The sequence below is a fragment of the Vreelandella sulfidaeris genome, assembly GCF_042429665.1.
Classification (GTDB): Bacteria; Pseudomonadota; Gammaproteobacteria; order Pseudomonadales; family Halomonadaceae; genus Vreelandella.
In genome coordinates this window covers 189934-211597 of the sequence record NZ_JBHMAC010000016.1, presented here as the reverse complement: position 1 = coordinate 211597, position 21664 = coordinate 189934, and the positions used below count along the sequence as shown (strand labels likewise).

The 21664-nt window shown below is 54.6% G+C and carries 15 protein-coding genes and 4 tRNA genes; 18 read left to right on the top strand and 1 reads right to left on the bottom strand.

All coding sequences use genetic code 11. The features are described from left to right. Positions 1-64 precede the first annotated feature (64 nt). Positions 65-1915 carry a translational GTPase TypA gene (gene typA / locus ACFFLD_RS19600; protein ID WP_386043244.1) on the bottom strand — a complete coding sequence of 617 codons (1851 nt, stop codon included), beginning with the start codon at positions 1913-1915 and terminating at the stop codon, positions 65-67. A gap of 234 nt (positions 1916-2149) precedes the next feature. Between typA and ACFFLD_RS19595 the strand changes: the two genes are divergently transcribed. From ACFFLD_RS19595 to tuf, 18 genes are all read left to right on the top strand, one after another. Next, positions 2150-3145, top strand: coding sequence for a biotin--[acetyl-CoA-carboxylase] ligase (locus ACFFLD_RS19595; RefSeq protein ID WP_386043242.1), 996 nt, complete (start codon positions 2150-2152; stop codon positions 3143-3145). Then, a complete protein-coding gene (locus tag ACFFLD_RS19590; protein WP_386043240.1) occupies positions 3142-3981 on the top strand; it encodes a type III pantothenate kinase in 840 nt (279 codons plus the stop codon). Before ACFFLD_RS19595 ends, ACFFLD_RS19590 begins: the two co-directional genes overlap by 4 nt. A 119-nt stretch (positions 3982-4100) precedes the next feature. After that, a tRNA-Tyr gene (locus ACFFLD_RS19585) sits at positions 4101-4184 on the top strand. Between the two features lie 118 nt (positions 4185-4302). After that, positions 4303-4376 (top strand) — tRNA-Gly (locus ACFFLD_RS19580). Positions 4377-4389: 13 nt separating this feature from the next. Further along, positions 4390-4464, top strand: a tRNA-Thr gene (locus ACFFLD_RS19575). A 218-nt stretch (positions 4465-4682) separates the two neighbouring features. Beyond that, positions 4683-4758 (top strand) — tRNA-Trp (locus ACFFLD_RS19570). A 73-nt stretch (positions 4759-4831) separates the two neighbouring features. Continuing rightward, positions 4832-5215: a preprotein translocase subunit SecE gene (secE, locus tag ACFFLD_RS19565; RefSeq protein ID WP_386043238.1), complete on the top strand. Its 384-nt coding sequence runs from the start codon at positions 4832-4834 to the stop codon at positions 5213-5215. A gap of 8 nt (positions 5216-5223) precedes the next feature. Then, positions 5224-5757, top strand: a complete 534-nt coding sequence (nusG, locus tag ACFFLD_RS19560) for a transcription termination/antitermination protein NusG (RefSeq protein WP_386043236.1) — start codon at positions 5224-5226, stop codon at positions 5755-5757. Positions 5758-5855: 98 nt separating this feature from the next. After that, on the top strand, positions 5856-6287 hold the full coding sequence (rplK, locus tag ACFFLD_RS19555) for a 50S ribosomal protein L11 (protein WP_386043234.1): 432 nt from the start codon (positions 5856-5858) through the stop codon (positions 6285-6287). A 2-nt stretch (positions 6288-6289) separates the two neighbouring features. Next, positions 6290-6982 carry a 50S ribosomal protein L1 gene (gene rplA / locus ACFFLD_RS19550; protein ID WP_386043232.1) on the top strand — a complete coding sequence of 231 codons (693 nt, stop codon included), beginning with the start codon at positions 6290-6292 and terminating at the stop codon, positions 6980-6982. Between the two features lie 338 nt (positions 6983-7320). Continuing rightward, positions 7321-7821, top strand: coding sequence for a 50S ribosomal protein L10 (rplJ, locus tag ACFFLD_RS19545; protein ID WP_386043230.1), 501 nt, complete (start codon positions 7321-7323; stop codon positions 7819-7821). 112 nt (positions 7822-7933) lie between these two features. Beyond that, complete coding sequence (gene rplL, locus ACFFLD_RS19540) at positions 7934-8305, top strand: 50S ribosomal protein L7/L12 (protein ID WP_386043228.1); 372 nt, start codon at positions 7934-7936, stop codon at positions 8303-8305. 266 nt (positions 8306-8571) lie between these two features. Next, positions 8572-12648, top strand: coding sequence for a DNA-directed RNA polymerase subunit beta (rpoB, locus tag ACFFLD_RS19535; protein ID WP_386043226.1), 4077 nt, complete (start codon positions 8572-8574; stop codon positions 12646-12648). Positions 12649-12658: 10 nt separating this feature from the next. After that, positions 12659-16873, top strand: coding sequence for a DNA-directed RNA polymerase subunit beta' (rpoC, locus tag ACFFLD_RS19530; protein ID WP_386043224.1), 4215 nt, complete (start codon positions 12659-12661; stop codon positions 16871-16873). Between the two features lie 222 nt (positions 16874-17095). Continuing rightward, positions 17096-17470 carry a 30S ribosomal protein S12 gene (gene rpsL / locus ACFFLD_RS19525; RefSeq protein ID WP_008959173.1) on the top strand — a complete coding sequence of 125 codons (375 nt, stop codon included), beginning with the start codon at positions 17096-17098 and terminating at the stop codon, positions 17468-17470. Positions 17471-17629: 159 nt separating this feature from the next. Then, on the top strand, positions 17630-18100 hold the full coding sequence (gene rpsG / locus ACFFLD_RS19520) for a 30S ribosomal protein S7 (protein WP_078089843.1): 471 nt from the start codon (positions 17630-17632) through the stop codon (positions 18098-18100). Between the two features lie 194 nt (positions 18101-18294). Beyond that, positions 18295-20418 carry an elongation factor G gene (gene fusA / locus ACFFLD_RS19515; RefSeq protein ID WP_386043221.1) on the top strand — a complete coding sequence of 708 codons (2124 nt, stop codon included), beginning with the start codon at positions 18295-18297 and terminating at the stop codon, positions 20416-20418. Positions 20419-20447: 29 nt separating this feature from the next. Continuing rightward, positions 20448-21641 (top strand): elongation factor Tu, encoded by a 1194-nt coding sequence (gene tuf / locus ACFFLD_RS19510; RefSeq protein WP_386043219.1) that lies wholly within the window; start codon positions 20448-20450, stop codon positions 21639-21641. Positions 21642-21664: the final 23 nt, after the last annotated feature.

The following is a 21664-nucleotide window of genomic DNA, read 5'->3' as shown; positions in this document are numbered from 1 at the left end:
ACGTCGAGTATCAGGCATAAAAAAACCCGCTTTCGCGGGTTTTAGATAGCCACTAACGGGCGCGTTACTTCTTGCCAGCGCGCTTACGTTCGTTTTCGGTCAGGTGCTTCTTGCGCAGGCGGATATGGCTCGGCGTTACTTCTACCAGCTCATCGGAATCCAGGAATTCAATCGCCTGTTCAAGGGTGAACTTGATCGGTGGCGTCAACACGATGTTTTCATCGTTACCGGTTGAGCGCATGTTATCAAGCTTTTTGCCCTTGGTCGGGTTAACCACCATGTCGTTGGCACGGTTGTTAATACCGATCAGCATGCCTTCGTACACTTCGGTCGCGTGATCAATGATCAGCTTGCCGCGTTCTTGCAGCGCATACAGGGCATACGCCAGCGCCTTACCGCCTACCATAGAGACCAGCACGCCGTTACGACGCTCGATGGAAGCATCGGGCTTCAGCGGGCCGTAGTGGTCAAAACGGCTGGTCAGGATGCCGGTGCCGGAGGTCAGGGTCAGGAACTGACCACGGAAGCCGATCAAGCCGCGCGCAGGAATGATGAAGTCTAAACGAACGCGGCCTTTACCATCCGGGTTCATGTTGGTCATTTCGCCTTTACGGTAGCCAAGCTCTTCCATGATAGAGCCCTGATGCTGCTCTTCACAGTCGATGATGACTTCTTCGTAGGGCTCCTGCTTTTCGCCATCGATCTCTTTGATGATGACTTCCGGGCGGCCAACCGCAAGCTCGAAACCTTCGCGACGCATGGTTTCGATCAATACCGACAGGTGAAGCTCACCACGACCGGATACCTTGAATTTCTCCGGTGTTTCGCCTTCTTCAACGCGTAGTGCCACGTTGTGAATCAATTCTTGTTCCAGGCGGTCCTTGATATTACGGCTAGTAACGTACTTGCCGTCTTTACCAGCGAACGGTGAGTCATTGACCTGGAACGTCATCGAAACGGTCGGCTCATCAACGGACAGCGGCGGTAGGGCCTCGACCGTGTTGACATCGCAAAGCGTGTCGGAGATCGCCAGGTTGTCGATACCGGTAACACAAACGATGTCGCCCGCCGTGGCTTCGTTGGTTTGTACGCGCTCAAGACCCATATGGGTCATGACCTGACCGATCTTGCCCTTACGCGTATCGCCTTCTTTAGTGATAACGCTGATCTGCTGACCAGGCTTGACGCTACCGCGTTTGATGCGACCTAGGCCGATAACGCCGACATAGCTGTTGTAGTCCAGTGCGGAAATCTGCATCTGGAAAGGACCGTCGATTTCGACTTTCGGCGGCTCAACGATATCAACGATGGCCTGGAACATCGGGTCCATGTTGTCGGCAAGCGCTTCAGGGTCCATACCGGCAATGCCGTTGAGCGCTGAACAGTAAATGATCGGGAAATCGAGCTGCTCGTCGGTCGCGCCCAGGTTGTCAAACAAATCAAAAATCTGGTCGATTACCCAGTCAGGGCGTGCGCCGGGGCGGTCGATCTTGTTAACGACGACGATCGGCTTAAGGCCCTGGGAGAACGCTTTTTGGGTAACAAAGCGAGTTTGTGGCATCGGGCCGTCGACAGCATCGACTAACAATAATACCGAGTCGACCATGGACATGACGCGCTCAACTTCACCACCGAAGTCGGCGTGTCCAGGCGTATCCACAATGTTGATATGGTAGCCATGACCGTTACTGTCCTGCCATTGAATGGCCGTGTTCTTGGCCAATATGGTGATGCCACGCTCTTTTTCCTGATCGTTTGAGTCCATGATGCGCTCTTGACCTTCTGCTTTACGGTCAAGGGTGCCGGACTGGCTCAGGAGTTTGTCGACCAGTGTGGTTTTACCATGGTCAACGTGGGCAATGATCGCGACGTTGCGCAGGTTATTAACCGCGCTGGAGTTTTGCTGGTTTTGCATGCTGAGAGAGAACTCTTGTGAACACCCGTTTGTCCACGGGTCGGAAAATGCGGGTCGCAAGGGCTGGCAATTGCCGACCATCTTGGCTCAGGGCTTGCGTCCAACGTTTATTCTATCATGTCGAAGGCTTCGCTGATATTACTGGCGTGTTTATCGACCTTGGTCGTCCTTCGGAAAGTTTCGGAGTGACCCTCCCATCCGCTAGAATGGCGCTTTTCCCATTGGGGCAGGAGCATGACCATCGGCAATCTGATGCGTTTATTAAGCGATGGCGAGGTTCACTCAGGTGAACAGCTGGGTGAGACGCTAGGTATTTCTCGTGCTGCGGTGTGGAAGCAGTTAAAAAAATTGCAGGCGCTTGGCGTTGAGTTAGTCGCCGTTAAGGGGCGTGGCTACCGGCTGGCACAACCATTAGAACCGCTGGAAGGGGCTAACATTGTCGCGCGCTTACCCGCCTCGGCGCGCCATCACTTGGCGCGCCTGTTTGTGGAGGATCAGTTAGCTTCCAGCAATGAGTATCTGCGCCAACGCTTTGAGCACGGCGCTGGGCATGGTGAAGTGTGTCTAGTAGAGCTGCAAACCGCAGGGCGTGGGCGGCGCGGACGCGTTTGGACAACGCCCTGGGGACAGAGCCTGATGCTGTCGTTAGGCTGGCGGTTTGAATCTGGCATTGCCGTGCTGGAAGGGCTGAGCCTGGCGGTGGGGGTGGTGGTGGCCCAAGTGCTCGAACAGCACGGTGTGGCCCCCAAACTTAAATGGCCTAATGATATCTTGCTGTCCGAGCAGGGTGATGGGCCGGACGATAGCCTAGGCAAGTTGGCCGGTATTCTTATCGAAGTCACCGGTGATGCGGCGGGCCCCTGTGAAGTAGTTATCGGGATGGGAATGAATTTATGGCTACCTCCCGCCCAGCGAGCAGCTATCGACCAGCCTGTTGCGGCGCTGTTCGAACGATTGCCCGATATCTCACGTAATCAGTTGGCATCGGAGGTGATCGCCGGGCTGCTGGAGATGCTTGCCAGCTTTGAGCGGGATGGCTTTAGTGCCTGGCGTGATGCGTGGAACGAGCGGCATGCCTATGAAGGACTGCCCGTATGCGTCATTCAGGGGCAGCAAGTCAGCGATGCCGTCGCAGGGGAAGTAGATGAGAGTGGTAACCTATGGGTTACCGAAAACGGTCACTCGCGACGCCTAGCAGGCGGTGAGATCAGCGTGCGCAGGCGGTTATGATTCTGGATCTTGATATCGGCAACACGCTGTCCAAATGGCGGCTCAAGGATGCCGAGAGTAGCGAGATACGTTCGCGCGGCGCGGTATGGACGCGCGAAGAGTGGCGCCCAGGCGCGGATATTCCTGACCTTGATGTCGTTGAGGCCGTGCGTATTTCAAGCGTCGCCCGCGCGGCGGTGTTGGAAGAGACCGTCGCCTTGTTACGTCGCCGCGTCAAGCATGTATACGTGGCGCACTCGACCCATGAGGCACTAGGGGTGATTAATGGCTATGAGGAGCCGGGACGCTTAGGCGTCGACAGGTGGATGGGCGCACTTGCAGGCTATCAATTGGCGGGTGGTTGCTGTGCGGTAGACTGTGGTAGCGCGATTACCATCGACTTCGTGTTGCCAGGCGGTAGCCATCTTGGCGGCTTTATTATTCCTGGGCTGCGTCTCATGAAGGAAAGCCTGAAGCTGGGAACTCGCAATGTGGCCATCGACCCCGATAGCGAGGCTGACGTGCTGTTTGAGCCGGGTAAGCGCACGGCCGATGCCGTCAATCACGGTATCTATATGGCCGCTGTTAGCGCCATTAATCGCATCTATAGTGAAGTATGTGATCAAGAAAGCGTGGCGCTGCCCATGTTGCTGACGGGGGGAGATGCGCGCGTAGTGTCACGGGGCGTGCAGGTGCCGCACGCGGTCTGGCCCGATATGGTCTATGGTGGTTTGGAAGCATGCTTCCCCATGACCTTCGCCGAACGGGCGGGCAAAATGTCGGGTGCGCCGCGGGTGCCAGAACCGGTGGCGCTAGAAAAGATTCGCGCAGGACTTGCATTCTCTATGCTGCTTTGACAGAATGCAGCGCGTTCCAAAGCAGGCAGTCGATGCGCAGGCATCGCAAGCTACGATAAATTAAGTAAATATCTAGCTTGACACCGTTTTGGAGGCTGGCATAATGTGCCGCCAAAGATGGAGAGATTCCCGAGTGGCCAAAGGGAGCAGACTGTAAATCTGCCGCGAAAGCTTCGAAGGTTCGAATCCTTCTCTCTCCACCAAGTTTACGCAGCATTGATCAAGGTCGATGTTGTGGAATGAAAAGCCGGTAGCGGGCATTGTCTACGTAATTAGGTTTTCAGGCGGCGCGTGGCGGATGGTCATTCTAAGTCAGGTACCGCGGGCGTAGTTCAATGGTAGAACCTCAGCCTTCCAAGCTGATGGTGCGGGTTCGATTCCCGCCGCCCGCTCCAGTTGATGTGTTTGGCTCATGTAGCTCAGGGGTAGAGCACACCCTTGGTAAGGGTGAGGTCGACGGTTCAATTCCGTCCATGAGCTCCATATTGCAGATAAAGCGAGCTAAGCTCGCTTTTTTTGTTTCTGCGCTTGGGTGGGTTTGGAGTGCCTGGGCGTAAAGAAGGGGTTGTCAGGAGCGGTTTTCTCCGCTACCATGGCGCCCGCTGTTGTGTAGGCGACAGTATAAGCGTTGGTAAGATGCTTATAGATTGATGTAAGTAATCGGTCCAAAGATAGTCGATGTAAAATCAGTACGACGATACAGGCCAGTAGCTCAATTGGCAGAGCAGCGGTCTCCAAAACCGCAGGTTGGGGGTTCGATTCCCTCCTGGCCTGCCAGCCTTCCCCAGGTTGGTATGTCTTTTTCCAAATTTCTTTTATCGTTCGCCGCACTCTGAGGAGTCTCGTTTTTATGAAGCCTGGTTCTGTAAAACATGGCGCCGAGGTGCAACAGTCGCGCCATGACGGGCTCAAATGGGCGGCGGTCGTAGCGCTGCTTGTCGTTGCTATTGTTGGTAATGTCTATTTCGCCGATATTGGCCTGCTCTACCGTGTTCTGGGGGTAGTGGTATTGTGTGTGATGGCAGGATTGATCGCACTGACCACAACCAAAGGGCGTGATTTAGTGGAGCTTGCCAGAAGCGCCAAGAAAGAGATTCAGCGCGTTGTATGGCCGACCCGTGCCGAAACCATTCAAACCACTGCTATTGTGCTGGTGGCGGTTTTGGTGGTGGGGCTTATGCTGTGGTTGATCGACACTCTTCTTGGCTGGGCGATGTCCGGCGTCATTGGTTAGGAGTTTTCATGTCCAAACGTTGGTACGTCGTTCACGCTTATTCTGGGTTTGAAAAGCATGTCATGCGCTCATTGATAGAGCGTGTGAAAATGTATGGCATGGAAGATCGCTTTGGCGAGATTCTGGTGCCCACAGAAGAAGTCGTCGAGATGCGTGACGGCAAGCGCCGCAAGAGTGAGCGCAAGTTCTATCCCGGCTATGTACTGGTCGAGATGGAAATGGTCGATGAGACATGGCACCTCGTTAACGAGACGCCACGTGTCATGGGCTTTATAGGCGGTACAAAAGAAAAGCCAGCACCCATTACCTCGCGTGAAGCAGATGCTATTTTGCTTCGCGTTAAAGATGGCACCGATAAGCCGCGGCCCAAAACCATGTTTGAGCCGGGTCAGTCTGTGCGTGTTGTCGATGGCCCGTTTGCCGATTTCAACGGTGTTGTCGAAGAAGTTAACTATGAGAAGAGTCGTCTGCAGGTCAGTGTGCTGATCTTTGGGCGCTCAACGCCTGTTGAACTTGAGTTCTCGCAGGTAGAAAAAGAGTAGCAGTTAGAGAAAGTAATATTTTCGTGAGAGGCAGCGATTGGCTGTCTCGCTAGTCCCGGGGAGCCGCAAGGCGCTATTACCCAAATGGAGTAACTACCATGGCCAAGAAAGTACAGGCTTATATCAAACTGCAGGTTGCTGCAGGTAAAGCCAATCCAAGTCCGCCGGTCGGCCCCGCACTGGGTCAGCACGGCGTGAATATCATGGAATTCTGTAAGGCGTTCAATGCGGCGACTCAAGACATTGAAGTCGGTCTACCAACGCCTGTCGTGATCACTGTCTACTCTGACCGTAGCTTCACGTTCGTCACCAAGACGCCACCGGCTGCCGTACTGCTGAAAAAAGCGGCGGGCATCAAGTCAGGTTCTGGTGAGCCGAACAAGAAGAAGGTCGGTACTGTGACGCGCGAACAGCTTGAAGAGATCGCCAAGACTAAAGAGCCTGATTTAACGGCTGCTGATCTCGACGCTGCTGTGCGCACCATTGCGGGCAGCGCTCGCAGCATGGGCCTTAACGTGGAGGGTCTCTGATCATGGCTAAATTATCTAAGCGCGCGAAGCTGATTCGCGAAAAAGTAGATACACGCAAAGCTTACTCAATTGAAGAAGCCGTAGCGCTGCTCTCCGAGCTGTCTACTGTGAAGTTCAAAGAGTCAGTTGACGTTGCCATTAATCTGGGCGTTGATCCGCGTAAATCAGACCAGGTAGTGCGTGGCGCGACCGTCATGCCTAATGGTACTGGTAAAGATGTACGCGTAGCCGTGTTTACCCAGGGTGCCAATGCTGACGCTGCTAAAGAAGCAGGCGCCGATATTGTGGGTATGGACGACTTGGCTGAGCAAGTGAAAAAAGGCGTGATGGATTTTGACGTCGTTATCGCTTCTCCCGATGCCATGCGCGTTGTCGGCCAGCTGGGTCAGATCCTGGGTCCGCGTGGCCTGATGCCTAACCCGAAAGTCGGTACCGTAACGCCTGACGTGGCGACCGCGGTTAAAAATGCCAAGGCAGGTCAGGTGCGTTTCCGTACTGACAAAAACGGCATCATCCACACCACACTGGGTAAAGTGGATTTTGACGTTGCCTCTATTAATGGCAACCTGGAAGCGCTGGTAGCAGACCTTAAGCGTCTCAAGCCAAGCTCTTCTAAAGGTATCTACTTCAAAAAAATGACGCTGTCCACTACCATGGGTCCAGGGTTAACGATTGATCACTCAGCCTTCGTATAAGGTTGGGTATCGCTAGATCGTAAGTAGTCAATTGTAAGTAGTAACAGAGCAAGAACTTTGCGGTCCCCGTTTGGTAGCTAATACTAGCCGGGCATCGTCAAAGACCGCAGGTGCCGCCTTTGCTATCCAAATGCAATGGCGGCTTAATTGCCCTTAAGCGCCTGCGCAGATGGTGTGGCCGCCAGTTGGTTAAAGCTTGAAACAGCTTTCTGGTGAGCACCATCCCCAAGGCTTTCCGTGCTGCAATCCCGTTGTTAATAACGGACTTGCCCTTAAGCACGGGAAGAGATGGTAACCACCGGAACCTTCCTGGGTTCCGGCACGAAGGAGTGATCACTGTGCCACTAGCACTTGAAGGCAAGAAAGCGATTGTTGCCGAGGTCAGTGAAGCGGCCAAGGGCGCACTCTCCGTCGTAGTTGCTGATTCTCGCGGCGTTACGGTTGGTAAAATGACCGATCTGCGCAAGCAGGCGCGTGAGAATGGTGTAGAGCTGCGTGTGGTTCGTAACACACTGGCTCGCCGCGCTCTCGAGGGCACTCAGTGGGAGTGCTTAAACGATAGCTTCGTTGGTCCGACTCTGTTGGCTTTCTCTACTGATCATCCGGGCGCTGCTGCTCGTCTGTTCAAAGAGTTTGCTAAAACGGACAAGAACTTCGAAGTAAAAGCGTTGGCCTACGAAGGTGAGCTGATTCCGGCTGCTGACATCGACCGTCTGGCAACCCTGCCGACTTACGACGAGGCAATTGCCAAGTTGATGTCGGTAATGAAAGAAGCCTCCGCTGGCAAGCTGGTTCGTACCCTGGCCGCCCTGCGCGACCAGAAGCAAGAAGCCGCGTAAGCAGCGCTTTTTGTGGGCAGCATGACCTGCATTGGCGGGGCACTGCCTGAACCGAGCAATGAATCCTGAGTCATCGGTTGACCGAGACTCCCGCAAAGTTAGGAATGAAACAATGGCACTGTCCAAAGACGATATCATCAATGCTGTAGCCGACATGTCCGTAATGGAAGTTGTCGAGCTGATCGAAGCAATGGAAGAGAAATTCGGCGTTTCAGCTGCTGCAGCCGTAATGGCTGGCCCGGCTGCTGGCGGCGAAGCGGCAGCAGAAGAGCAGACTGAATTTGACGTCGTTCTGACCTCTGCTGGCGACAAGAAAGTTAACGTGATCAAAGCAGTTCGTGAGATCACTGGCCTTGGCTTGAAAGAAGCTAAAGGTGCTGTTGACGGCGCTCCGGCGACCATCAAAGAAGGTCTGTCTAAAGACGACGCTGAAGCTGCTAAAGCGAAGCTGGAAGAAGCGGGCGCCACCGTCGAGCTCAAGTAAACCTTGTGCGGACGGCTTTACGCGCTGCGTAAGCTTCCACGGCTGGCGGCGGGATATCCCGCTGCCGGCCTTTTTCTGTTGCAACGTGCGTTTCATTAACCATGCTGGCAACAGAAACGTAAAAAAAGTGTTATCGAAACAGTGTTATCGAACTAGATTTTCGACGGCGAGCTACCCATTCAGGAGCTTGCTGTCTGCGTCTGACACGCCCGCAGGGCAGATGACCACGCATCGGTCACCCATGGTGAACAAGCTGGGGAATACAGATGGCTTACTCATATACTGAGAAAAAACGCATCCGCAAGGATTTCGGCAAACTGCCCCAAGTGATGGATGTGCCTTACTTGCTGGCTATCCAGCTGGATTCCTATTACGACTTCCTCCAGCAAGATCGTTCGCCCGACGAGCGGCACGAAGTCGGCTTGCACGCGGCATTCAAGTCCGTGTTTCCGATCGAGAGCTTCTCTGGCAATGCGGCGCTTGAGTATGTCAGCTACCGCTTTGGCACGCCGGCGTTCGATGTTAAGGAGTGCCAGCTACGCGGCGTGACTTACTCCGCTCCGCTGCGCGTCAAGGTTCGCTTGATCATTTACGATCGCGACTCCTCGAACAAAGCAATCAAAGATATTAAAGAGCAGGAAGTCTACATGGGGGAAATCCCCCTGATGACCGAGAACGGTACCTTTGTTATCAACGGTACTGAGCGGGTTATCGTTTCCCAGCTCCACCGCTCGCCCGGTGTGTTCTTCGATCATGACAAAGGGAAGAGCCACTCTTCCGGCAAGCTGCTCTATTCAGCTCGCGTGATTCCTTACCGCGGCTCCTGGTTGGACTTCGAGTTTGACCCCAAAGACAACGTCTTTGTACGTATTGACCGTCGCCGCAAGCTGCCGGCTTCGGTACTGATGCGTGCACTGGGAATGAGCACCGAAGAAATCCTGGATGAGTTCTTTGAAACCAGCGTCTTCCACATTGAGAAATCCGGTTTCTCTGTGGAGCTGGTACCGTCGCGGCTGCGCGGCGAGACGGCTACTTTCGACATCAAGGATGGCGAAGGTAATGTGATCGTTGAAGAAGGCCGCCGGATTACCCAGAAGCACATTCGCCAGCTTGAAAAAGCCGGTCTTGAGCGTCTGGATGTGCCGATGGAGTATCTGTTCGGCAAAACACTGGCCAAAGATCAAGTCGACGCCAAAACTGGCGAACTGATCTGCCCGTGTAACACCGAGATTACCCCGGAAGTGCTGGAGCGTATGGCTCAGGGCGGTATTACCCTGATCGAAACCCTCTACACCAACGATCTGGATTGCGGTTCATTTGTTTCCGACACCCTGAAGCTGGATGCCACTAATTCCCAGCTTGAAGCGTTGGTCGAAATTTACCGTATGATGCGCCCCGGTGAGCCGCCGACCAAAGAGTCTGCAGAAACGCTGTTTAATAATCTGTTCTTCTCTGAGGACCGCTACGACCTGTCGGGCGTGGGCCGCATGAAGTTCAACCGCCGTCTGCGTCGTGAAGAAGACACCGGTTCGGGCGTGCTGGATCGCAAAGACATCCTTGATGTGCTGCGCGAGCTGATCAATATTCGTAACGGCTTCGGTGACGTTGACGATATCGATCACCTGGGTAACCGTCGTATCCGCTGCGTTGGCGAAATGGCCGAGAACCAGTTCCGTGTTGGCTTGGTGCGCGTCGAGCGTGCGGTAAAAGAGCGTCTTTCCATGGCGGAAAGCGAAGGTCTGATGCCCCAAGACTTGATCAATGCCAAGCCGGTAGCGGCAGCGGTGAAAGAGTTCTTTGGCTCCAGCCAGCTTTCCCAGTTTATGGACCAAAACAACCCGCTGTCGGAAGTTACCCACAAGCGTCGTGTGTCTGCACTCGGCCCCGGTGGTTTGACCCGTGAGCGCGCTGGTTTCGAAGTACGTGACGTACACGCCACGCACTACGGGCGTCTATGCCCGATCGAAACGCCAGAAGGCCCGAACATCGGTCTAATCAACTCGCTGGCGACTTACAGTCACACTAACAGCTACGGCTTTCTTGAGACGCCGTACCGTAAAGTGGTTGATCGTCAGCTGACCGACGACATCGTTCACCTCTCGGCGATCGAAGAGGGCGATTTCGTTATCGCCCAGGCGTCGGCAGCGGTGGATGAGTCCAACAAGCTGAGCGATGACCTGGTTCAGGTACGTCACCGCGGTGAAACGACCTTTATGCGTCCTGAGCAAGTGACGCTGATGGACGTATCACCTCGTCAGGTCGTTTCCGTGGCAGCGGCATTGATTCCGTTCCTGGAGCACGATGACGCTAACCGCGCCTTGATGGGTTCAAACATGCAGCGCCAGGCGGTACCGACGCTGCGTGCCGATAAGCCGCTGGTAGGTACGGGCATGGAGCGCTTTGTTGCGCGTGACTCCGGTGTCTGTGCGGTCGCCAATCGCGGCGGCGTGATTGACTCCGTCGATGCGCGTCGTGTTGTGGTACGGGTTAATGAAGATGAGATCATCGGCGGGGAAGCCGGGGTTGATATCTACAACCTGACCAAGTACACCCGCTCGAACCAGAACACCTGTATGAACCAGCGCCCCATCGTGCGGCCTGGCGATAACGTGGCGCGTGGCGATATTCTCGCCGACGGCCCGTCTGTCGACATGGGTGATCTGGCGCTGGGTCAGAACATGCGTATCGCGTTTATGCCCTGGAATGGTTACAACTTCGAGGACTCCATCCTGCTCTCCGAGCGGGTAGTTCAAGAAGACCGTTTCACCACGATCCACATTCAAGAACTGACCTGTGTATCGCGCGACACCAAGCTAGGCTCGGAAGAGATTACCTCCGATATCCCCAATGTGGGTGAGTCCGCGCTCTCCAAGCTGGATGAGGCGGGTGTTGTTTACATCGGTGCCGAAGTTGGCCCGGGTGATATTTTAGTAGGTAAGGTAACGCCGAAAGGTGAAACCCAGTTAACGCCGGAAGAAAAGCTGCTGCGTGCCATCTTTGGTGAGAAAGCGTCTGACGTTAAAGACACCTCCTTGCGTGCCCCAACAGGCATGAAGGGTACCGTCATTGATGTTCAGGTCTTCACCCGTGACGGCGTTGAAAAAGATTCACGTGCGCTGTCAATTGAGCGTACTCAGCTGGATGAGGTTCGCAAGGACCTTCAAGAGACCTACCGTATTGCCGAAGACGCAACGTTCGAGCGTCTTCAGCGTACGCTTGATGGCCAAGCCGTCAACGGTGGTCCGAACCTCAAGAAAGGCGATGTGCTCGACGAAGCCTACCTTGATGAGTTACCGCGTCAGCAGTGGTTCAAACTGCGCATGCAGGATGAGTCCTACAATGAGCTGCTGGCTCAAGCTGACGAACAGCTCGAAAACCGCCGTAAGGAAATGGACGAGCGCTTTGAAGACAAGAAACGCAAGCTGACCCAGGGCGATGACCTTGCGCCAGGTGTGTTGAAAATCGTCAAAGTTTATATGGCCGTCAAGCGTCGCATTCAGCCGGGCGACAAGATGGCCGGTCGTCACGGTAACAAAGGTGTTATCTCGGCGATCATGCCGATCGAAGACATGCCGTTTGATGAGAAGGGCGAGCCGGTTGACGTGGTGCTTAACCCGTTGGGCGTACCGTCGCGTATGAACGTGGGGCAGATTCTTGAAACTCACCTGGGCATGGCTGCCCGTGGCTTGGGGGTCAAAATCGATGCCATGCTGCGCGATGCACGGGGTCAGCAAGTCGCTGAAATTCGTGATTTCTTAGGTCAGATCTACAATACGCAGGGAACACGCATTGAAGATCTCGATTCGCTGACTGACGATGAAATCATCGCCCTGGCGAAGAACCTAAAAGGCGGTGTGCCGATGGCCACGCCGGTGTTTGATGGTGCTAAAGAGCACGAGATCAAGCATTTGCTGAAGCTGGCGGACATTCCCGAGTCAGGTCAGATGGCCTTGTTCGATGGCCGTACCGGTGATGCTTTTGACCGTCCGGTCACCGTTGGCTACATGTATATGCTGAAGCTCAACCACTTGGTAGACGACAAGATGCACGCTCGTTCTACCGGTTCTTACTCGCTGGTTACCCAGCAGCCCTTGGGTGGTAAGGCGCAATTCGGTGGTCAGCGCTTCGGTGAGATGGAAGTGTGGGCGTTGGAAGCTTACGGCGCCGCATACACGCTACAAGAGATGCTCACCGTCAAGTCGGACGACGTCGAAGGCCGCACCAAGATGTATAAAAACATCGTGGATGGCGACCACACCATGCAGGCAGGCATGCCGGAATCCTTTAACGTACTCGTGAAGGAAATCCGCTCGCTGGGCATCGATATCGAGTTAGAGAGCTAGGAGCCGTCACATGAAAGATTTGGTGAAAGTACTCAAATCGCAGTCTCAGTCCGAAGAGTTCGACGCGATCAAGATTACCCTGGCGTCGCCGGACATGATTCGCTCCTGGTCATTTGGCGAGGTGAAAAAGCCTGAGACCATCAACTACCGTACCTTTAAACCGGAACGGGATGGTCTGTTCTGCGCCAAGATTTTTGGCCCGGTAAAGGACTATGAGTGCTTGTGCGGCAAATATAAGCGCATGAAGCACCGCGGTATCATTTGTGAGAAGTGTGGCGTTGAAGTCACTAAAGCTGCCGTGCGCCGTGAGCGCATGGGGCATATCGAATTGGCTTCTCCGGTCGCTCACATTTGGTTCCTGAAGTCGCTGCCGTCACGGATCGGCATGTTCCTCGATATGACCCTGCGTGATATCGAGCGGGTACTGTATTTCGAAAGCTTTGTGGTTATCGATCCAGGCATGACTACGCTTGAGCGTGGTCAACTGTTGAACGATGAGCAGTACTTTGAAGCGCTGGAAGAGTTCGGCGACGATTTCGATGCCCGTATGGGTGCCGAAGCGGTACAGGAACTGCTTAAAGACATCGATCTGGAAGAAGAGATCAATACGCTGCGTGAAGAAATTCCGCAGACCAACTCTGAAACCAAGATCAAGAAGCTTTCCAAGCGTCTGAAACTGCTTGAGGCGTTCTATCACTCCGGTAACGCGCCGGCGTGGATGGTGATGGAAGTGCTGCCCGTGCTGCCACCGGATCTGCGTCCGCTGGTACCGCTGGATGGTGGCCGCTTCGCGACCTCCGATCTTAACGACCTTTACCGTCGTGTGATCAACCGTAACAACCGCCTGAAGCGTCTTCTCGATCTGAACGCGCCGGATATCATCGTGCGCAACGAGAAGCGCATGCTGCAGGAAGCGGTTGATGCGCTGCTGGATAACGGTCGTCGTGGCCGTGCGATCACGGGCTCTAACAAGCGTCCGCTGAAGTCGCTCGCCGACATGATCAAAGGTAAGCAGGGTCGTTTCCGTCAAAACCTTCTCGGTAAGCGCGTCGACTACTCAGGTCGTTCGGTCATTACCGTAGGTCCGACGCTGCGCCTGCACCAGTGTGGTCTGCCGAAGAAAATGGCGCTGGAGCTGTTCAAGCCGTTCATCTATTCCAAGCTTCAGTCGCTGGGCTATGCCTCAACGATTAAAGCCGCGAAAAAGATGGTTGAGCGTGAACTGCCGGAAGTGTGGGACATCCTCGCCGATGTTATCCGCGAACATCCGGTACTGCTCAACCGTGCGCCGACGCTTCACCGTCTGGGTATCCAGGCGTTTGAGCCACTGCTGATCGAAGGTAAGGCCATTCAGCTGCACCCGCTGGTGTGTGCTGCTTACAACGCCGACTTTGACGGTGACCAGATGGCGGTACACGTACCGCTGACGCTGGAAGCGCAGCTTGAAGCACGCGCGCTGATGATGGCCACCAATAACGTGCTGTCGCCCGCCAACGGCGAGCCGATCATCGTGCCGTCGCAGGACGTTGTTCTGGGTCTTTATTACATGACCCGCGAAAAGATCAACGCCAAGGGCGAAGGCATGGTGTTCTCTGACCTCAATGAGGTAGAACGCGCGTTTGGTACTCAATCAGTATCGCTGCACGCCCGTGTCAAAGTGCGTCTGGACGAAATCGATATCGAAGAAGAGAGCGGCGAGCGTAGCTTCCACCGCCGTATTTACGATACGACGGTTGGCCGTGCGCTGCTGTTCCGCATTCTGCCTGAAGGTGTGCCGTTTGCGCTGATTGATCAGCCCATGAAGAAGAAGGCGATCTCCAGTCTGATCAACGAAGTATACCGCCGTGCGGGTCTCAAACCGACGGTCATCTTCGCCGATCAGCTGATGTACACCGGCTTCCGTCTGGCGACCTGGTCAGGTGCCTCTATCGGTGTTAACGACTTCGTTATCCCCGAAGCCAAAACAGAGATCGTTGACGCGGCAGAAGCGGAAGTTAAAGAGATCGAAGACCAGTTCTCCTCTGGCCTGGTAACAGCGGGCGAGAAGTACAACAAGGTTATCGATATCTGGTCGAAAGCCAATGATAAAGTCGCCAAAGCGATGATGACGGGTATCTCCAAAGAAACCGTCGTTGACCGCCATGGCAACGAAGTCGAACAGGATTCGTTCAACAGCGTCTTCATCATGGCTGACTCTGGTGCGCGTGGTTCTGCCGCTCAGATCCGTCAGTTGGCGGGTATGCGTGGTCTGATGGCCAAGCCGGATGGCTCGATCATCGAAACACCGATCGTGGCCAACTTCCGGGAAGGTCTGAACGTACTTCAGTACTTCATCTCGACCCACGGTGCACGTAAAGGTCTGGCGGATACGGCTCTGAAAACGGCCAACTCCGGTTACCTGACCCGCCGTCTGGTCGACGTGGCGCAAGACTTGGTTATTACCGAGGTTGATTGTGGTACCGAGAACGGTCTGACGCTGCACCCGATCATCGAGGGTGGCGACATCATCGTACCGCTGTCCCAGCGTGTGTTGGGTCGTGTGGTTGCTCAGGACGTTGTTGATCCGGGCACTGAGGAAGTGTTGATCCCGCGTAATACGCTGCTCGACGAGAAGTGGTGTGCAGAACTCGACACCATGGGTGTGGATGAGATTATTGTTCGCTCAACCATCACCTGTGATACGCCACACGGCGTATGTTCGTCCTGTTACGGTCGTGACCTGGCACGTGGTCACCAGGTCAACATCGGTGAGTCCGTGGGCGTTATCGCTGCACAGTCCATCGGTGAGCCGGGTACCCAGCTGACGATGCGTACGTTCCACATCGGTGGTGCGGCATCGCGTTCATCAGCGGTTGATAGCGTACAGGTCAAGCACGGCGGTAAAGTTCGCCTGCACAACATCAAGCATGTTGAGCGTGCCGACGGTAAGTTGGTAGTGGTATCCCGTTCCAGTGCCTTGGCCGTTGCCGACGATCATGGTCGTGAGCGTGAGTACTACAAGCTGCCTTACGGTGCTGAGCTATCTGTTCGTGACGGCGATGTGGTTGATGCCGGCGCAACCGTGGCTAAGTGGGATCCACACACGCATCCGATCGTGGCAGAGGTAGAAGGTAAGGCGCAGTTCATCGATCTTGACGAAGGTGTCACCATGCACCGTAGCGTCGACGAGATGACCGGTCTGTCCTCTATCGAGGTCATTGAGTCGGCCGCTCGCCCGATGGCGGGACGCGACAAGCGCCCGATGGTCATGCTGCAGGACGCCGCAGGCGAGTACGTGTCGGTTTCCGGCTCGAACACGCCGGTACAGTACCTGCTGCCGGGTAACTCGATCATCTCTGTGGATGATGGCGCCACCATCGGTGTAGGTGAAGTGGTAGCCCGTATCCCGGTAGAGGCTTCGGCAAACAAAGACATCACCGGTGGTCTGCCGCGGGTTGCTGACTTGTTTGAAGCGCGTAAGCCGAAAGAATCATCGATTCTGGCCGAGATCAGCGGTGTGGTTAGCTTTGGTAAAGAGACCAAAGGCAAGCGTCGCCTGATGATTACTCCGGAATCCGGCGATCCGTTTGAAGCGCTGATCCCTAAATGGCGTCAAATTGCCGTCTTCGAGGGTGAAGCGGTCGAGAAGGGTGAGGTCATTTCTGATGGCCCGAGCAACCCCCATGACATCTTGCGCTTATTGGGTGTTGAGGAACTCGCCAAGTACATCACTGCCGAAGTGCAGGACGTTTATCGCCTGCAGGGCGTTGGCATCAATGACAAGCACATCGAAGTCATCGTGCGTCAGATGCTGCGCAAGGTAGAGATTACTGATTCAGGCGATTCTGACTTCATTACCGGTGATCAGGCAGAACTGGTCCGCGTCTTGGAGCAGAACGAGCGCCTTGAAAAAGAAAGCAAGTTCCCAGCCAAGTATCAGCGCATGCTGCTGGGTATTACCAAGGCCAGCCTGGCGACCGAGTCGTTCATTTCCGCGGCCTCCTTCCAGGAGACCACCCGCGTATTGACCGAAGCAGCGGTCACCGGCAAGCGCGATTACCTGCGCGGCTTGAAAGAAAACGTAGTAGTGGGTCGTTTGATCCCGGCAGGTACCGGGTTGACTCACCACGCGGAACGTCGTCGCAAGCGCGAAGACGTAGAGCAACTGTTCAACCCCTCAGCGACCGAGGTAGAGCAGGAGCTAGGCGCCCAGTTGACCGCTCTCGATTCTGACGATGAGCTGTAAGCAGGCGTAGAGTAAGTAAGAAAGTGTAAGTAAGAAAGTGAACGTAAAAACGAATAGCTGACCTGAAAAACGTCACCTTGCCGGTAAAACCGCCGGCAAGGCTTGACGCCACCTAGGGTCAGCCTTTAGAATGCGCAGCCTTTAACAGTGGGGTGGGTGCGCCCGCATCCGCTGCCCGCATTTGTTGAAAGGCAAGGCAACCATTGGAGTCAGCTAAACACCATGGCAACGATTAATCAGCTAGTGCGCAAGCCGCGCAAGCGCCCCGTCACAAAAAGTGACGTGCCAGCGCTGCAGGCCTGTCCGCAAAAACGTGGCGTATGTACGCGCGTTTACACCACCACCCCGAAGAAGCCTAACTCAGCCCTGCGTAAGGTTTGCCGTGTGCGCCTGACCAACGGCTTTGAAGTGTCTTCCTACATCGGTGGTGAAGGTCACAACCTTCAAGAACACTCTGTCGTACTGATTCGCGGCGGCCGTGTAAAGGATTTGCCAGGTGTGCGTTATCACACCGTTCGTGGCGCCCTTGACACCTCCGGCGTTCAAAATCGTCGTCAGGGTCGTTCTAAGTACGGTACTAAGCGTCCTAAGTCCTAAGACTGGATGGCTTTACAGCGCAACCGCCATGTCGGTGTGCTGAGTAACGATTATTACGAATTTGACGGTCTGATAAGAGTAAGGTCGGGCAGCGCTGGGTACCACGTACCTAAGACCAGTTCCGGGTTTACCTGAAAGATCCTTAATTGAGGGCTTATCATGCCTAGAAGAAGAGTAGTAGCTAAACGCGAAATCCTGCCGGATCCTAAGTTCGGAAGTGAGCGTCTGGCGAAGTTCATGAACCACCTGATGGTCAGCGGCAAAAAGTCCATAGCTGAGCGTATCGTCTACGGTGCGTTGGACAAGGTTGCCGAGCGTAGTAAAGAAGATCCGCTGGAGACCTTCGATAAAGCGCTGGAAGCCATCCAGCCGATGGTCGAAGTGAAGTCGCGCCGTGTTGGTGGTGCGACCTATCAGGTGCCGGTTGAAGTTCGTCCGTCTCGCCGTCAAGCGCTGGCTATGCGTTGGCTGGTGGATGCGGCGCGTCGTCGCGGTGAAAAAACCATGGTGCAGCGTCTGGCTGGTGAAATGCTGGATGCCGCTGAAGGTAAAGGTTCTGCCGTTAAGAAGCGCGAAGATGTGCATCGTATGGCAGAAGCCAACAAGGCGTTCTCGCACTACCGTTTCTAATATCGGCGTTTCTGAGTACGGCGTTTTTAAGTTCGGATTTATATATGCACGTTGGTCAGCATCGCGAATGTTTGCTGAGTCGCTTTGTTGCAATACCTGTCCGCTATCATTCATGGGTGGCGGCAGGAGCATAAGCCTCGCTTACCTAAACGCCGCTAAATTAACGAGCATCGCCAACAAACGGGAGTTTCACCGTGGCACGCAAGACTCCACTTAATCGTTATCGCAATATCGGTATCGTTGCTCACGTCGACGCGGGTAAAACCACGACGACCGAGCGTGTACTGTTTTACACCGGCCTTTCTCACAAAGTGGGCGAAGTGCACGATGGTGCTGCGACCATGGACTGGATGGAGCAGGAGCAGGAGCGTGGTATCACTATCACCTCAGCTGCTACTACCTGTTTCTGGCAGGGCATGAACAAGCAGTTCCCTGAGCACCGTATCAACATTATCGATACTCCAGGGCACGTTGACTTCACTATCGAAGTTGAGCGTTCTCTGCGCGTACTTGATGGCGCGGTCGTCGTACTGTGCGGTTCTTCCGGCGTTCAGCCGCAGACCGAAACCGTATGGCGTCAAGCCAACAAGTACGAAGTACCGCGCATGGTCTTCGTCAATAAGATGGACCGTACCGGTGCTGACTTCTTTATGGTTGTCAACCAGCTGAAAGAGCGCCTGGGTGCCAACGCTGTGCCAATCCAGATCAACTGGGGCACTGAGGAAGACTTTAAAGGCGTTATCGATCTGATTCAGATGAAGGCTATCCTGTGGGACGAGGAAAGCCTGGGTATGAATTATGATCTCGTCGATATTCCGGCTGACCTGCAAGAAACAGCTGAGACCTATCGCGAACAAATGGTAGAAGCCGCTGCCGAAGGCTCTGACGAGCTGATGGAGAAGTACCTTGAAGGCGGTGAGTTGACGATCGAAGAAATCAAGGCGGGCTTGCGCGCACGCACGCTGGCTAACGATATCGTTCTGGTTACCTGTGGCTCGGCCTTTAAGAACAAGGGCGTTCAGGCAGTGCTGGACGGCGTTATCGAATACATGCCTTCGCCGACTGAAGTTAAAGCGATCGAAGGTGAGCTCGACGATAAAGACGGCACCGTTGATACCCGCGAAGCGGACGACAGTGCTCCTTTTGCGGCGCTGGCATTTAAAATTGCCACCGACCCCTTCGTTGGTACGCTGACCTTTATTCGTGTCTATTCGGGTGTTCTGAAATCTGGTGACGGCGTGTATAACTCCGTTAAGCAGAAGAAAGAGCGCGTTGGCCGTATCGTTCAGATGCACGCCAACTCTCGCGAAGAGATCAAAGAGGTTCTGGCTGGCGATATCGCCGCCTGTATCGGTCTGAAAGACGTCACCACCGGTGATACCTTGTGCGATATCGATAACAAGATTGTTCTCGAGCGCATGGAATTCCCGGATCCGGTTATTTCGGTTGCCGTAGAGCCTAAGTCTAAGGCAGACCAAGAGAAGATGGGCGTTGCACTGGGCAAGCTGGCTCAGGAAGATCCCTCCTTCCAGGTTAAGACCGACGAAGAAACCGGCCAGACGATTATTTCTGGTATGGGTGAGCTTCACCTGGATATCCTTGTTGACCGTATGCGTCGCGAGTTCAAGGTTGAAGCCAATATCGGTAAGCCGCAGGTTGCCTATCGCGAAACCATTCGCGGCAGCATCGAGCAAGAAGGCAAGTTCGTACGTCAGTCTGGTGGTCGTGGTCAGTACGGTCACGTTTGGCTACGTATTGAGCCGCTGACTGCAGAAGAGAAGGGTGAAGGCGAAGAAGAAATTTTCTTCAAGTTCAACTCTGAGATCGTGGGTGGCGCGGTTCCTAAGGAATACGTCCCTGCGGTTGAGAAGGGTGCTTATGAACAGCTGAAAAACGGCGTCATCGCGGGTTACCCGATGATTGACGTTAAAGTGTCGCTGTTCGACGGCTCCTTCCACGACGTAGACTCGAACGAGACTGCGTTCAAGATTGCTTCTTCTATGGCAGTAAAAGAAGGTGCCAGGAAGGCCAAGGCCGTGCTGCTGGAGCCGGTGATGAAGGTCGAAATCGTGACCCCCGAAGAGTTTATGGGTGACGTCATGGGTGACCTGAGCCGTCGTCGCGGCCTGGTGCAGGGTATGGATGACTCCTCTTCTGGTAAAGTCATTCGTGCAACGGTGCCACTGGGCGAGATGTTCGGTTACGCAACCGATCTGCGCTCACAAACCCAGGGCCGTGCGAGCTACTCCATGGAGTTCTCGAAGTACGACGAGGCGCCCTCCAGCGTCGTTGAAGCCGTCATCAATCAAAACGGTTAACCGTTAGCTAACGTAAAGAGGTTATAGCAGTGGCTAAGGAAAAATTTGAACGTTCCAAACCGCACGTCAACGTCGGCACCATTGGTCACGTCGACCACGGTAAAACGACACTGACTGCGGCCCTGACCCGTGTGTCTGCTGAGGTTTTCGGCGGCGACTGGCGTGAATTTGATACCATCGATAACGCTCCTGAAGAGCGCGAGCGCGGTATCACGATCGCTACTTCTCACGTGGAATACCAGTCTGAAGAGCGTCACTACGCTCACGTTGACTGCCCAGGACACGCTGACTACGTCAAGAACATGATCACCGGTGCAGCGCAGATGGACGGCGCGATCCTGGTATGTTCTGCCGCAGATGGCCCGATGCCGCAAACTCGCGAGCACATCCTGCTGTCTCGTCAGGTTGGCGTACCGTACATCGTTGTGTTCCTGAACAAAGCGGACATGGTCGATGACGAAGAGCTGCTCGAGCTGGTTGAAATGGAAGTTCGTGAACTTCTAGACCAGTACGACTTCCCGGGTGACGACACGCCGATCATCACTGGTTCTGCGCTGATGGCTCTGAACGGTGAAGATGAGAACGGCATGGGCACCACCGCCGTTGCCAATCTGATCAAAGCTCTGGATGACTACATCCCTGAGCCGGAGCGTGCTATCGACCAGCCGTTCCTGATGCCGATCGAAGACGTGTTCTCTATCTCTGGCCGCGGTACTGTTGTTACCGGTCGTGTAGAGCGCGGTATCGTGAAAGCGGGCGAAGAAGTTGAAATCGTGGGTATCCGCGACACCACCAAAACGACCGTTACCGGCGTTGAAATGTTCCGCAAACTGCTTGACGAAGGTCGTGCAGGCGAGAACGTTGGTGCCTTGTTGCGTGGTACTAAGCGTGATGACGTTGAGCGTGGTCAGGTTCTGGCGAAAACCGGTACCATCACTCCGCACACCGTTTTCGAATCAGAAGTTTACATCCTGTCCAAAGAAGAAGGTGGTCGTCATACACCTTTCTTCAAGGGCTACCGTCCTCAGTTCTACTTCCGTACCACTGACGTAACCGGTACTTGTGAACTGCCTGAAGGCGTTGAAATGGTCATGCCGGGTGACAACGTGCAAATGGTTGTTACCTTGATCGCTCCGATCGCAATGGACGAAGGCTTGCGCTTCGCCATTCGTGAAGGCGGCCGTACTGTTGGTGCTGGCGTTGTTGCCAAGATCATCAAGTAAGGTGCATGTTTGAATGAAGAAGG